Here is a 14358-nt window from a genome sequence, read left to right on the forward strand (position 1 = left end):
GCTGCCGCGAAACCCGTCATAGAGCCGGCGGGCGAGATCGGGACCGAAGAAGTTGTCGTTGGTCGCATAGACCCACAGCATCGGCACCCGCGAGGTCTTGCCGAAGGTGGCGAACGCCTGCACCAGCCCGTCCTCATTGCAGACGTCGTCGTCGTCGCGCGAGCCGCGGCCGCCGGCGAAGCTGATCGCCGCGGCGAGGCCGGGCGGCGCCTGCGCGGTCAGGGCGACGGTGGCGAGCCCGCCAGCGGAATGGCCCGCCGCGATCATGCCTGACGTCGTGACGTCAATCCGCTTTGCCATCGCCTCGATCGCCGCGCGCAGGTCCGCAACCGCAACCGCCGCTGCCGGCAGATAGGCGGCATTGGCGCAGCCGCCGACGCTGTCGACGCGGCCGCCCGGCGAGGTGCCGTAGCCGCGCCGCATCAGGATCAGCGCCGCAAAGCCGCGCCGGGCATATTCCAGCGCGATGCCGTAATATTTGTGCGCCGACATCGTTGCGCGATCGTCGAATTTGCGCGGTGAGCCGTGGCTGAGCAGCGCCAGCGGATAGCGCTTCGTCCCCGCGGGGCGGACCAGGAAGGCCTCCAGCCCCTGCGGTCCCGCCTCCGCCATCGGAATGCGCAGATCCTCGGTGTAGAATTCCGCAGCCCGCGCCGGCGCGCCGGCAGCGACGAGGCCGGCGATCAGCAGCAGCAGCTTGCGCGAAGGGATCATGGGCGATTCGGAAGGCGACGGTGGCGGCGAGCATAACGGATTTCGAGTTCGGGGGTGAGCGCGCAACAATCTCGATGTCGCCCCAGCCCTCATGCGCAATTGCGCGCGAGGCCGGGACGACGGCGGAATATGTGGCGCGCCTCAACGCTCCCCCACGGAACGCCTTCCCCCTCGCGCGTGTTGTGCATTTGGCGGGGGCCCAGCCGATGCTATGGTGTCCCGCACTCACGACAAGGCGAGGATAGTTCAGTGGCTGATGTTCATCCCGCGGCGGGCAAGCAGGTCTCGCCGGACGCGCTCACCAACATTCCGCGGCTGGTGACGGCCTATTTTGCGGGCAAGCCCGATGTCGCCGATCCCGCGCAGCGGGTGGCGTTCGGCACCTCCGGCCACCGCGGCACCTCGTTCAAGAACACGTTCAACGAAGGCCACATCCTCGCGACGACGCAGGCGATCTGCGACTACCGGAAGGAAAAGGGGCTGACCGGCCCGCTCTTCATCGGCATCGACACCCATGCGCTGGCCGAGCCGGCGCTGGTGAGCGCTGTCGAGGTGTTCGCCGCCAACGGCGTCGACATCATGATCGACAAGGACGGCGGCTACACGCCGACGCCGGTGATCTCGCACGCGATCCTCACCTACAACAAGGGCCGCGCGAGCGGCCTTGCCGACGGCGTCGTCATCACGCCCTCGCACAACCCGCCGGAGGACGGCGGCTACAAATACAATCCGCCGCATGGTGGCCCCGCTGATACCGACGCGACCTCCGTGGTCGAGAAGCGCGCCAATGCCTATCTCGCCGACGGCCTCAAGGGCCTGAAGCGCATCGACTATGCGAGGGCGCGCAAGGCCGCGAACGTGCATCCTTACGACTTCATCACGCCCTACGTCGCCGATCTCGACAATGTCGTCGATCTCGACCTCGTCAAATCCGCCGGCATCAAGATCGGCATCGATCCGCTCGGCGGCGCTGCCGTGCATTACTGGCATCCGATCATCGAGCGCTATGGCCTCAACGCCACTGTCGTGAACGAGGCGATCGACCCGACCTTCCGCTTCATGACGGTCGACTGGGACGGCAAGATCCGCATGGACTGCTCCTCGCCTTACGCGATGGCGAGCCTGATCGGCATGCGCGACCGTTTCGACGTCGCCTTTGCCAACGACACCGACGCCGACCGCCACGGCATCGTCACCCGCACCGGCGGCCTGATGAATCCGAACCATTATCTGGCGACCGCGATCGCCTATCTGTTCGCGCACCGCCCGGACTGGGGCAAGGATGCCGCGATCGGCAAGACCGTGGTGTCGAGCTCGATCATCGACCGCGTCGCCAAGAAGCTCGGCCGCAAGCTGGTGGAGACGCCGGTCGGCTTCAAATGGTTCGTCGACGGGCTGGTCGGCGGCAGCTTCGGCTTTGGCGGCGAGGAGAGTGCAGGGGCCTCGTTCCTGCGCCGCGACGGCACGGTGTGGACCACCGACAAGGACGGCATCATCCTCGGCCTGCTCGCCGCCGAGATCATGGCCAAGACCGGCCGCGATCCCAGCCAGCTGTTTGGTGATCTCACCGCCGAGCTCGGCGTGCCGCACTATGCGCGCATCGACGTTGCCGCCACGACACCGCAGAAGACCATCCTGAAATCCCTCACGCCCGAGCAGCTCGGCCTCAAGGATCTCGCCGGCGATCCGGTTCGCTCGACGCTGAGCAAGGCGCCCGGGAACGGCCAGCCGTTCGGCGGCATCAAGGTCGAGACCGATTTCGGCTGGTTCGCCGCGCGGCCGTCGGGGACGGAGGACGTCTACAAGATCTACGCCGAAAGCTTCCGCAGCACCGAGCACCTGAAGCGAATTCAGGAAGAGGCGAAGGCCGGGCTGGCGAAGGTGTTCGCGGCGTAAGGCGTGCCGCAGCCGGCGCGGCTTTCTCTCGCCCTCCGAGAGGGGCCGCCACGTTCTCCGCGGCCATCGCCCGCCTAGTGCGCATGCGCACAGGGGCGGGCGATCCAGTACGCCGCGGCCGAATTTGTGTGCCCCAATGTCTGCCGCGGCGTACTGGATTCCCCGCATTCGCGGGGAATGACAATGGCGATATGTATACACCAATCAAAAAATAGGTATTATAATACGCAAAACTTGGACTTGAACAATTCCAACTCTCCATTATTGTATACACAACGCATACATAAGCCGTGGGAGCGAGACCAATGACAAGACCCTTCCCCATGAACGCCTGGTACGCCGCGGCGTGGGACGCCGAGGTGAAGCCGGCGCTGTTGCCGCGCACGATCTGCGGCAAGCACATCGTGATGTACCGCAAGGCGGACGGCTCGGTGGCCGCGCTGGAGGACGCCTGCTGGCACCGTTTGGTGCCGTTGTCCAAGGGCAGGCTGGAAGGTGACACCGTCGTCTGCGGCTATCACGGCCTGAAATACAATGCGCAGGGCCGCTGCACCTTCATGCCCTCGCAGGAGACCATCAACCCGTCGGCCTGCGTACGCGCTTATCCGGTGGTCGAGCGCCATCGCTACATCTGGCTCTGGATGGGCGATCCTGCGCTTGCCGATCCCGCGCTCGTGCCCGACATGCACTGGAATCACGATCCCGCCTGGGCCGGCGACGGCAAGACCATCCACGTCAATTGCGACTACCGCCTCGTGCTCGACAATCTCATGGATCTCACCCACGAGACCTTCGTGCATGGTTCCTCGATTGGAAATGATGCGGTCGCCGAAGCGCCGTTCGACGTCACCCACGGCGAGAAGACGGTGACGGTGACGCGCTGGATGCGCGGCATCGAGGCGCCGCCGTTCTGGGCGAAACAACTCGGCAAGCCCGGCCTCGTCGATCGCTGGCAGATCATCCGGTTCGAGGCGCCGTGCACCATCGCCATCGATGTCGGCGTCGCGCCTGCCGGCACCGGCGCGCCCGAAGGCGACCGCTCGCAGGGCGTCAACGGCTTCGTGCTCAACACCATCACCCCCGAGACCGAGAAGACCTGCCACTACTTCTGGGCCTTCGTGCGCAACTACCAGCTCGGCGAGCAGCGCATCACCACCGAGATCCGCGACGGCGTCTCCGGCATCTTCCGCGAGGACGAGCTGATCCTGGAGGCGCAGCAGCGCGCCATGGATGAGAATCCCGATCGCGTTTTCTACAATCTCAACATCGACGCCGGCGCGATGTGGTCGCGCAAGCTGATCGAGAGGATGGTGGCGAAGGAAAATCCGCCGCCGCGTCTGCAGGCCGCGGAGTAAGTCATGGCCGAGCGTGAGGTCGATCGTTCCATCTCGCAGACCGTGAAGGCGCAGCTCGCGCTGCGCGACCAGATCCTGTCGGGGGCTTTGCGCCCCGGCGAGCGCATCTCCGAGCTGCAGGCGGTGGAGACGACCGGCGCCTCGCGCACGCCGGTGCGCATGGCGCTGGTGCGCCTCGAGGAGGAGGGCCTCCTGGAGGGGATTCCTTCCGGCGGCTTCATGGTGAAGGCCTTCTCCGAGCGCGACATCTCCGATTCCATCGAGTTGCGCGGCACGCTGGAAGGCCTCGCCGCGCGCTTCGCCGCCGAGCGCGGCGTCTCCGCGCGCGAGCTCGAGCCTCTGAAGGAATGTCTTGCCGCGATCGACGAGCTGCTGAGCCAAGAGCCGATCTCGATCGAAGCCTTTTCGTCCTATGTGACGCTGAACGCGCGCTTCCATGCGGTGCTCACGGAACTGTCGCGCAGCCCGCCATTGATCCGGCAGATCGACCGCGCCTCGGCGCTGCCGTTCGCGTCGCCAAGCGGCTTCGTCATGGCGCAGTCGGCATTGCCCGAGGCGCAGCAGATCCTGATCATCGGCCAGGAGCACCACCGCGTCGTGATCGACGCGATCGAGAATCGCGAGGGGACGCGCGCCGAAGCCATCATGCGCGAGCATGCGCGGCTTGCGGTTCGCAACTTGAGGCTCGCGCTGCGCAACCGGACCCATCTCGACCTGCTGCCGGCGCTCGCGCTCATCAAGACCGCAACCGACTGAGGGCAGTCACCATGCGCTTCATCGAAACCTGGACCCCGGCGACGCTCGTCTCGACCCGCGATCTCGCCCCCGGCATCCGAGAATTCCTGATCCGCCCCGATCAGTTCGACGGCGCGGCCTATCCGGTCGGCAGCCACATCAATGTCAGCGTGACCATCGAGGGCCAGCCGGAGACGCGGTCCTATTCGCTGGTCGGCGAGGCCTCCTCGGGCGGCTTCAAGATCGCAGTGCGCCGCGCCGAGGATTCCCGCGGCGGCTCGCGCTACATGTGGTCCCTGCAGCCGGGCGCGCGGCTCGACATCACCCAGCCCGCCTCGCTGCTGGCGGTGGATTGGGCGCGCGAAAACTACTGCCTGATCGCCGGCGGCATCGGCATCACCCCGATCCTCGGCGCCGCGCAGGCGTTGGCGCGCCGCGGGGCAAACGTCACGCTGCATTACGCGGTGCGCTCGCGCAATGAGGCCGCCTATCTCGACGATCTCGCCGCGATGCTCGGTGACCGCCTTGTCGTCCATGCCGGCGATGAAGGCCGGCGGCTCGATCTCGACGCGCTGTTCGCCTCGCTTCCGCGAGGCGCGCTGGCCCTGTTCTGCGGCCCGATGCGGATGCTCGATGCAGCGCGTCACGCCTGGATCGGCGCCGGCCATCCGCTCCCCGACCTGCGCTACGAAACCTTCGGCTCCAGCGGCACGCTGCCGACCGAAACTTTTCGCGTGCGTTTGAACGGCTCGAACGTCGAACTCGAGATCCCGCGCGAGCGTTCGATGCTGGACGTGCTCAACGCCAGCGGCCACGACGTGATGTACGACTGCAAGCGCGGCGAATGCGGCCTCTGTGCCATCGACGTCGTCGCGGTCGACGGCGAGATCGACCATCGCGACGTCTTCTTCAGCGACCATCAGAAACAGAGCAACCAGAAGATCTGCGCCTGCGTCTCCCGCGCGCGCGGCACCATCACCGTGGACACGCTGCTGCGGGCGGATGCGGTTTGAGACGACTGTGGCCTTCATGGTTCGAGACGCGCCTTCGGCGCTCCTCACCATGAGGGGCCAAAGTCCTGCCGCGAAAAAAGACCTCATCCTGAGGAGCCCGCCAAAGGCGGGCGTCTCGAAGGATGGCCGCAAAAAGACTGCCGAATACCGGCGGTCGTGAGACCTAACGCAGGCTATGCCGCGTAAGTCGCTCGATATTTCTTCGTATCCAGCAACGCCCGCACGCCATCTGCCGCCACTGGGCGGCTGATCAGATACCCCTGCACCTCGTCGCAACTGATCTGACGGAGATATTCGAGCTGGTCGGCGGTCTCGACTCCCTCCGCCACCACGGCGATGTTGAGGTCGCGCGCCAGTGAGATCACCGACTTCACGATCGCGGCGCAGTCCGGCTGCACCAGCATGTCGCGGATGAAGGACTGGTCGATCTTGATGCGGCTGAACGGCAGCTTGCGCAGGTAGGTCAGCGACGAGAACCCGGTGCCGAAATCGTCGAGCGCCACGGTGACGCCGAGTTGCAGCAGCGCGTTCAGGACCGAGGCGGCCGAGCTGTATTTCGACAGCAGCATCGATTCCGTGATCTCGATCTCGAGCCGGCTGGGAGAGACCTTCGCGTCGGCCAGCGCCTGCACGATGGTCTGCAGCACGGCCGTGTTGTGAAACTGCGCTGCGGAGAAATTCACGGCGACCCTGATGTCCTCGGGCCAGTCCGCCAGCGTCGCGCACGCGCGCCGGATCACCCATTCGCCGATCTCGTGGATCAGCCCGGTCTCCTCGGCGATTCCAATGAACTCGCTCGGCGGCACCAGCCCGCGCGAGGGATGCTGCCAGCGCAGCAGCGCCTCGAAGCCGGTGATGCGGTTGTTGCGAAGATCGAGGAACGGCTGAAACACCAGGAACAGCTCGTCCCGCGCGATGGCGCCCGCGAGGTCCGCTTGCAGCGCCTTGCGGTCGCGGGACTGCCTGTCGTCGGCTTGTTCGAAGAAGCAGACGGTGCCTGGTCCCGCCTTCTTGGCGCGGTAGAGCGCGGCGTCCGCGTTCTTCATGAGGTCGAGTGCCATGTTGCCGTCGCGCGGTGCCAGCACGATGCCGACACTGGTGGCGCCGACGATCTGGCGGCCCTCGATCTGGAACGGTTCGTCGAAGGCCGCGACGAAGCGCTCGGCGATCTCGAGCGCATCCTCCGGCCGCGCCAGATTGGCCATCACCAGCGCGAACTCGTCGCCGCCGATGCGCGCGACGTGCTCGGCCGCGCGGGTGCAGCGCTGCAGCCGGCTTGCGGCCTGGACCAGGAATTCATCGCCGGCCGGATGGCCGAACTTGTCGTTGACCTCCTTGAAGCGATCGAGATCGAGCAGCAGGACCGCAAACTCCTCGCCCGACAGCGCAAGGCGCTTCAGCGCGGCATCGAGCGTCTCGTTGAAGGCGATGCGGTTGGGCAGTTGCGTCAGCGGATCCTGCCGCACCGTGCGCTCCGCCTCGATCTGCCGCATCACGCGCCGCGCGAACGAGAACGAATTGACGAACACGCCGCGCAGCAGCACGGTACCATAGACCACGACGAGGAAGGCGATCAGCAGGAAGGCGAGATCGCCGTTCCTGCTGAGGCAGATGGCGATGCCGACGAAGATCGGCGCCGTGAAGGCGATGGCCGCGATCGGGATCGTGGCGAAGGCGAGCGCGCCGCCGGCCAGCATGCCCGAGCACAGGCAGGTGATGACGAGCTGGCCGCCGGTCGAAGCATTGGCGAAGAAGGCGACCGGAACGATGCCCCAGGCGGCCCCGAGCAGGAAGGCATTGCGCACCAGCCGATGCATGGCGCGCTGCGAGACGAAGTGCGGCTTGGTGATGCGCCGCGCGGCGTGGGATTGCAGGCCGAATGCGATCGCGGCGGCGGCGACCGTGACCGCCCAGATCAGGGCGAACGTTCGGTCGGGCGAGGCCCACAGCGCGATGGCCAGCACGATGGCGTTGCAGGCGTTGGCAAGCATGATGCCGACCGAATAGCCCAGCACCAGCGACATCTGTTCGGCGCGGATGTGGCCCGCCACGGCTTCGTCCGTTGCGGGACCGCCGAACGCCGACAGATCGCCGGCGAACAGCCGCGCGAAATAGCTGGTCAGTTGAGTCCGCATTCCAGAGCCTAGCAGCAGGGGCCGTTTGTCCGGCTCGATCCGGAGAATTCTCCGCAAACCTTTGACGAACTATGAATTATCCATGCTTGCGGCTGGTGTTGCGATCACTTCTAGGTGCCGGAAGATCGGTATCGATAACAAATCGATACAAATGCGACGCCCCGCGCGTTACGGCTGTAACGGAGGGAACATGTTCGCCACCATCTTCGCTGTCATGCCCGGGCTTGAGCTCGGCCATGACACCTGTGTTAGGCGCGCGCGCCCACCGCCCCAGTTGCTTCGGATCGCAATAGAGCGATTCTTCAGGCCACACCTTGTTCGTCCAGGAATCGCATGAGCGCATCCGTCTGCTGCGAACTGACGAAGGCGCCGATATAGCCGTCGGGACGTACCAGCACCCAGTCACCAGAGGAGGGGGCGTAGGCGCGGCGGAAGTGCTGGCCTTCGTCGACGAGTTCGCCATCCGGGCCGATGCAGTGGATGTGCAAGCCTGTCCGCGCCGGCACGGCGTCGCGTTTGACCTGATAGCCAAGCAGCGTCCAATGAGGTCCCTTGAGCAGATCGAACAGGCGTGAGGGCTGTCCGGCGGCGCCGCGCAGCGGCGCATCCGGTGCACGATCTCCGGCAAGCAGCCCGGACTCGCGCTCCGGCTGCTCCAGCGTGAGCGGCGAACCGGGATAGCCGATGTCGAGCTGCTGCACCTCGCGGCCGCGCCTCAGCTCGCCGCGCCTGGCGGCACCCAGCAATTTTGTGGCAAGGCCGAGCATGCCGGCCGCGACCGGCCGGCGTTCGCTTTCATAGCTGTCGAGCAGAACTGCGGGAGCCCCGCCGATCACGGCGGCGAGCTTCCAGCCGAGATTGTAGGCATCCTGCACGCTGGTATTGAGACCTTGCCCACCGGTCGGGGGATGGATGTGAGCGGCATCGCCGATCAGGAATGCGCGACCGTTCCGGTAACGATCGGCAAGACGCGCATTCATTTGGTAGGCCGACGCCCAATGTACGGCGTGAACGCGAATATCGCTGCGCCCGGTACGTTCGGCGATCATGGCCGAGAGCCCTTCGGCCGACAGATCGACCTCGCCTTCGAGCGGGACCGGCGCCTGCAACTGGAAGAGCTCCGTTCCGGCCAGCGGACACAGCGCCATCTGCCGATCCATCGCACCGTCGTGGAAGCGATGCCACGCCCCGCGGTCCAGCCCCGTCAGCACAACATCGGCGACGATGGCACGCACGCCGAGCGTCTTGCCCGGAAAGCCGATAGCGAGCGCATGACGCACGAAGCTGCGACCGCCGTCGGCGCCGACGAGGTAGCGCACCCGGATGGTCTCCTCGCCATTCTTGCCTGCCAGGCGCGCGGTCACGCCGTCCTGGTCCTGCTCCAAGCCGGCCAGCTCGCAGCCAAACTCCACTTGCTGGCCGAGTTCGCGCAGGCGTTCGCGCATCACACCCTCGGTCTGGAACTGCGGGATCATCAGCGCCATGTGGTAGGGCTCGGCGGGGGTCGGGTCGATGTGCTCTGCGACCTCGGACTCGATGAAGCTTCCGTCGTCGCAATATTCGCGCTGGGGCGGGTAGGGGCCGCCGGCCGCGACGATGCGGTCGAGGATGCCGAGATCCTCGAAAATCTCCTGGGTTCGGGGCTGGATGCCCTTGCCGCGCGAGCCGTGGAACGGACCATCTTTCTTCTCGATCAGCCGAAACGAGACGCCCCGTCGGGCGAGATCGATGGCGAGTGTCAGGCCGGCCGCGCCTGCACCTGAGATCAGGACGTCCGCCGTGAATGGCTTTGTCATGGGACCCTCGTTATGTGTAATATGCACACATTAAGAGAAGGATGGTTGGGATGTCAAGAAGCGTGCAAAATACACATATTAAAAAACAGGTGCGTTCGCTTCACGAGGCGTTGATCGACATCCTCAGCGTGATGAACCGCCGGCAGGGCGACGACATGATGATCCGCGAGGCGGGGATATCGCTCGATCGCGCGCTCTTTCCGCTGCTCGTCGGCATCGAGCGGCGCGGTCCGATCGGCGTCGTCGACCTCGCCGATCGGATGGGACGGGACTACACGACGGTGAGCCGACAGGTGGCAAAGCTGGAAAGCCTGGGCCTGGTAAAGCGCCACGCCAGCGAAGCGGATCGCCGCGTCAGCGAAGCCACCATCACGCCCAGCGGCAAAGCCATGACGGATGCAGTCGACCGGGCGCGCGAACGGATCGTCGGCGGGATGTTCGCAAGCTGGGACGACCAGGATGTCGAGGACCTCGTGCGCTTGATGCGCAAGCTCGCAGACGCGATGATCACGTCAGGTGATCCAAGCTGAAATCACGAACGCGTGTGCAGTTTCTCTGTACCGACAAACGTATTGCGCCGTTTCGCCACCTCGGTTGTCATGCCCCGGCCTGCCGCCTTCGCTAAAGCTCCGGCGGGCCGAGCACCCTTTTGGCCCGCCGTAGCCTTGGCGGAGACGGGACCGGGGCATCCAGTACGCCGCGGCCATCGGATTCAGTCACGACCGTCTCGGCGTACTGGATCGCCCGGTCAAGCCGGGCGATGGCACCTGTGCCCGAGACGTGCAGTCACCGCCCCAGCTGCTTGGGGTCGTAATAGAACCGCTCCTCGATCAGCCGATCCCCGCGCCAGGTCTGCCATGCGATCTCGTCCAGCGTCCGCGTGACGCCTTCAGCATTGGTGAAGCTGAAACTCCAGCGCGTCGCGACGTGGTCGCCTTCGATCATGCTTGGCCCGACGCGGACCGCATTGACCTCCTTGGAGGCTGCCAGCACGCCGCGCTCCTTGGCAACCAGCTTGTCGCGGCCGACCGTTGGTGCGGCGTTGTTCTCATAGGTGGCGGCATCCGGCGCGTAGAATTGTTCTATCGCGCCGATGAAATCTCCGGCTTCCAGTCGCTGCGCAAAAGCTTCGACGATGTCACGGCTGGGCACGGCGACCTCCGATTAAAACCGACTGATAGTCGGTAATTACCGACCGATGGTCGAAAAGTCAACTGGCCGCTTGCGCCGAATTCGACTAGACGAGGGCCATGGCGAAACAGGCGGAGCGGCGGGCGGCAACATCGGAGGCGATCCTGACGGCGGCGCGCCGGCTGTTCGGGACGCAGGGCTTTGCCGCCACCACCATGGACGAGATTGCGGGAGGTGCCTCCATCGCCAAGGGCGCGGTCTATCACCACTTCCGGACCAAGGAGGCGGTGTTCGAAGCGGTGTTCGATCAGGTCTCGCGCGACCTCGTCGCCGAGATCGACCGCACCGCGCGAGCCGAGAAGGACGTGCTCGCCGCGATGGTCGCCGGCACCCAGCATTATTTTGCCGCGACCGCCAAGGGGCCGACCGGCCAGATCATCTTGCGCGACGGTCCCGCCGTGCTTGGCTGGGAGCGCTGGCGCGAGATCGACGCGCAGCACTTCGGCGGCAAGATGCCGCGCGCGCTCTCCGCGGCGATGGAGGCCGGTCTGATTGCGCGGCAGCCGGTCGAGCCGCTGGCGCGGCTGCTGCTCGGTGCCGTGACCGAAGCCGCGGTCGCCTGTGCCGGCCGCGCCGATATCGCACGGGCGGGCGCGGAATATGCCCGCGCGTTCAAGTCGCTGGTCGAGGCGCTGCGCTCGCGCGACTGATTGTGCTAAGTGACGGCAGCCTCGATCATCATGATCGCGGAGAAGCCCATGCCATGATATGGGGGGATCCGGCCCGGGAGCGCCGCGTTAGCGCAAGGCGGCCACCGGTCTTCCGACAGGATCATGCTCGAACACGGCAACCCGCGCCCTGAAAGGACAAGAGCTTGGCTACGCGACTGAGGATCGGCACACGCAAGAGCGCCATGGCGCTGGCACAGACGGAGGAGATCGCGCGCCGCCTGGCTGCCGCCGTGCCCGGACTCGACGTCGAGATCGTCAAGTTCGACACCACGGGCGACCTCGACCAGACCAGCAAGCTGCTGCCGCATGGCGGCAAGGGCGGTGCCTTCGTGGCGCAGATCCGCGCCGCCGTGCTGTCGGGCGAGTTGCAGGCGGCGATGCATTCGCTGAAAGACATGCCGGGCAACGAGGACACGCCCGGCCTCGTCATCGGCGCCACGCTGTCGCGCGATCCGCCAAGCGATGCGCTGGTGCTGCGCGACGGCGTGACGCTTGAGGCGCTGCGTCAGTCCCGCGGCAAGGGCTTTAAGGTCGGCACCAATGCCGTCCGCCGCGCCGCCTATGCGCGGCGGTTGTTTCCGGATGTGGACGTGATCCATTTCCGCGGCGCCGCCGACACCCGTGTGCGAAAGCTCGACAATGGCGAGAAGCAGCGCCTGCCGGATGGCGGCGCGGTGGGGCCGGCGGATGCGCTGATCATGGCGCGGTCAGGTCTCGATCGCGTTGGCCTTGCGAGCCGCATCGCCTACGAATTCACCGCAGCGGAGATGCTGCCCGCGGCGGGGCAGGGCATCGTCGCCGTTGAATGCGCCGCGCAGGACTGGCAAACGCGAAAAATCCTGTCGTCGATCGACGATCCCGCCGCGCATGCCTCAGCCGATGCCGAGCGCGAGGTGCTGTGGGTGCTCAATGGTCACTGCAATTCGCCGGTGGCGGGCTTCTCGACCATCGCCGGCGATCAGATGTCGCTCACCGCATCCGTGCTCGACCTCTCCGGCAACACCATCATCGAAGCCTCGCGCACGGGCCCGGCCAACCGCCCGCGCGAGCTCGGCCGTGCGGTGGGTCTCGATCTGCTGGCGAAGGGAGCGGCAGAGATCATCGAGCGCAGCCGCCCGCGCTAGACTCTCACCAAATTTCTCATGAGGGCGATGATGTCATTATGCCCCTGTTTTGCCCGACGGGTCAAACCTCGGCGCGATCTGGTGCGATGACGCCTCGTCTGATTTCGGCGCGCGCTAAGTCATTGATCGCGCGTGATCTCTCTACTGTGCATGGGGTTGTTTTCGCACTTTTTTGTTTCCGCCCCTTAAGAGGCGGAAAAATCAGCCCCGCACGCGCCTGATCATCTGCTCGACATGGGCGATCGGCGTCTCCGGCTGGATGCCGTGGCCGAGATTGAAGATGAACCGCCCCTCAGCGAAATTGGCCAGCACGTTGTCGACCGCGCGGTCGAGCGCGGCGCCGCCTGATATCAGCACCAGTGGATCGAGATTGCCCTGCACCGCGACGCGCGACTGTACGCGCTCGCGGATGAAGGACGGCTCCGCAGTCCAGTCGATGCTGACGCCGTTGACGTCGGTCGCCTCGACGTAGCCAGGCAGTTGCGCCGCAGCCCCGCGGGGAAAACCGATGATCTTGGCATCCGGCGCCTTCGCCCGCACGCCCTCCACGATGCGCCGCGTCGGCTCGACCGACCATCGCACGAATTCGGTCGGCGGCAGCACGCCGGCCCAGGTGTCGAAGATCTGCAAGGCATCGGCGCCGGCGGCGAGCTGCGCCAGCAGATACTCGATCGAGCTGTCGACCAGCACGTCGATGATTTTCGAAAATGCGTCCGGATGCCGGTAGGCCATCATCCGGGCCGGGGCCTGGTCGGGCGTGCCGTGGCCTGCGACCATGTAGGTCGCCACCGTCCACGGCGCGCCGCAGAAGCCGATCAGCGCGGTTTGGGAATCGAGCGCGCCGCGCACGATCTTCAATGCGTCGAACACCGGTTGAAGCTTGCCGAGATCGGCGTGCGCGGCGAGCGTTGCGACCTTCGCCGGATCGTCGAGCGGCTCGAGCCGCGGGCCTTCTCCGACCTCGAAGCGCACGGCGCGGCCGAGTGCGTAGGGGATCACGAGAATATCCGAGAAGATGATCGCCGCGTCGAAGCCGAACCTGCGGATCGGCTGCAGCGTGACTTCGGCCGCAAGCTCCGGATTGAAGCAGAGATCGAGGAAGCCGCCGGCCTTGGCGCGCACCTCGCGATATTCCGGCAGATAGCGGCCGGCCTGTCGCATCATCCACATCGGCGGGACGGGTTGGCGCTGGCCGGAGAGCACGTCGATGAAGGGCTTTTTTGCAGGCTGGGGCACGAACGGTCCTGAACGAGGTTATGGCCCCTGATACACCGCCCCGGCGCTCAGCGGAACAGGGGAACCAGCGCAATCGGGTCGCGTTGACCAGCCAATGGAGGAGATCATGGCCGAGAGATTCAACCCCGCCCCGCACGACAAGCACGCCGAGGATCTGCGTGAGGCGCTCACCGCCGATCGTCACGCCAAGCTCGATACCGGGCTGGAGGATACCTTCCCGGCATCAGATCCCGTCAGCGCGGCGCAGCCGACGCCATCGAAGGCGGATGCGGAGGCAGATAGCCCCTCGCTCTGGGACAAGGTCAAGGCGATCTTCAGCTAGCGGCGCGCCGGATTCCGATCGGCTTGCTAAGGTCTTGTTAGCGATGCGCCGATTCCGGCGTCCGTAAGACTACTGGAAAGCGGGGAGATAGCCGCGTATTCCGGTAGTGATTTCAGAGTTCCCTAATAGAAGCGGCAGAGTTTCCGAATCGATCGGAGAAATTCTGCCGC

The 14358-nt window shown here is 65.8% G+C and carries 13 protein-coding genes; 8 read left to right on the forward strand and 5 right to left on the reverse strand.

Features of this window, described 5'->3' with window-relative positions:
* The coding region (locus A5906_RS44850) for an alpha/beta hydrolase family protein (protein ID WP_245326865.1) at positions 1-714 on the reverse strand (714 nt) is incomplete at its 3' end.
* Positions 715-963: 249 nt separating this feature from the next.
* Here A5906_RS44850 and pgm point away from each other — a divergent pair.
* From pgm to A5906_RS23170, 4 genes are all read left to right on the forward strand, one after another.
* On the forward strand, positions 964-2610 hold the full coding sequence (gene pgm / locus A5906_RS23155) for a phosphoglucomutase (alpha-D-glucose-1,6-bisphosphate-dependent) (protein ID WP_080137610.1): 1647 nt from the start codon (positions 964-966) through the stop codon (positions 2608-2610).
* Between the two features lie 305 nt (positions 2611-2915).
* Positions 2916-3965 carry an aromatic ring-hydroxylating dioxygenase subunit alpha gene (locus tag A5906_RS23160; RefSeq protein WP_080137611.1) on the forward strand — a complete coding sequence of 350 codons (1050 nt, stop codon included), beginning with the start codon at positions 2916-2918 and terminating at the stop codon, positions 3963-3965.
* A 3-nt stretch (positions 3966-3968) separates the two neighbouring features.
* Complete coding sequence (locus tag A5906_RS23165; RefSeq protein ID WP_080137612.1) at positions 3969-4721, forward strand: GntR family transcriptional regulator; 753 nt, start codon at positions 3969-3971, stop codon at positions 4719-4721.
* A gap of 11 nt (positions 4722-4732) precedes the next feature.
* A complete protein-coding gene (locus A5906_RS23170; protein WP_080137613.1) occupies positions 4733-5713 on the forward strand; it encodes a PDR/VanB family oxidoreductase in 981 nt (326 codons plus the stop codon).
* 173 nt (positions 5714-5886) lie between these two features.
* Here the strand turns inward: A5906_RS23170 and A5906_RS23175 are convergent, their stop codons facing one another.
* Both A5906_RS23175 and A5906_RS23180 read right to left on the reverse strand, forming a co-directional pair.
* Positions 5887-7848, reverse strand: coding sequence for a putative bifunctional diguanylate cyclase/phosphodiesterase (locus tag A5906_RS23175; protein ID WP_080137614.1), 1962 nt, complete (start codon positions 7846-7848; stop codon positions 5887-5889).
* Positions 7849-8150: 302 nt separating this feature from the next.
* A complete protein-coding gene (locus A5906_RS23180; RefSeq protein WP_080137615.1) occupies positions 8151-9644 on the reverse strand; it encodes an FAD-dependent oxidoreductase in 1494 nt (497 codons plus the stop codon).
* A 41-nt stretch (positions 9645-9685) separates the two neighbouring features.
* Between A5906_RS23180 and A5906_RS23185 the strand changes: the two genes are divergently transcribed.
* Positions 9686-10174, forward strand: coding sequence for a MarR family winged helix-turn-helix transcriptional regulator (locus A5906_RS23185; protein ID WP_080137616.1), 489 nt, complete (start codon positions 9686-9688; stop codon positions 10172-10174).
* A 256-nt stretch (positions 10175-10430) separates the two neighbouring features.
* Here A5906_RS23185 and A5906_RS23190 read toward each other — a convergent pair whose 3' ends face one another.
* Complete coding sequence (locus A5906_RS23190) at positions 10431-10796, reverse strand: nuclear transport factor 2 family protein (protein WP_080137617.1); 366 nt, start codon at positions 10794-10796, stop codon at positions 10431-10433.
* A 98-nt stretch (positions 10797-10894) separates the two neighbouring features.
* Here A5906_RS23190 and A5906_RS23195 point away from each other — a divergent pair, with 98 nt between their 5' ends.
* Together A5906_RS23195 and hemC are read left to right on the forward strand one after the other, a co-directional pair.
* Positions 10895-11485, forward strand: coding sequence for a TetR/AcrR family transcriptional regulator (locus A5906_RS23195; RefSeq protein WP_080137618.1), 591 nt, complete (start codon positions 10895-10897; stop codon positions 11483-11485).
* A 164-nt stretch (positions 11486-11649) separates the two neighbouring features.
* Positions 11650-12630 carry a hydroxymethylbilane synthase gene (gene hemC / locus A5906_RS23200; RefSeq protein ID WP_080137619.1) on the forward strand — a complete coding sequence of 327 codons (981 nt, stop codon included), beginning with the start codon at positions 11650-11652 and terminating at the stop codon, positions 12628-12630.
* Positions 12631-12831: 201 nt separating this feature from the next.
* Here hemC and hemE read toward each other — a convergent pair whose 3' ends face one another.
* A complete protein-coding gene (gene hemE / locus A5906_RS23205) occupies positions 12832-13866 on the reverse strand; it encodes a uroporphyrinogen decarboxylase (protein ID WP_080137620.1) in 1035 nt (344 codons plus the stop codon).
* Positions 13867-13972: 106 nt separating this feature from the next.
* Here hemE and A5906_RS23210 point away from each other — a divergent pair, with 106 nt between their 5' ends.
* Positions 13973-14188, forward strand: coding sequence for a hypothetical protein (locus A5906_RS23210; protein ID WP_080137692.1), 216 nt, complete (start codon positions 13973-13975; stop codon positions 14186-14188).
* The last annotated feature ends 170 nt before the right edge of the window (positions 14189-14358 follow it).

Origin of the sequence: Bradyrhizobium sacchari, assembly GCF_002068095.1 — a bacterium.
GTDB classification, from domain to species: Bacteria; Pseudomonadota; Alphaproteobacteria; order Rhizobiales; family Xanthobacteraceae; genus Bradyrhizobium; species Bradyrhizobium sacchari.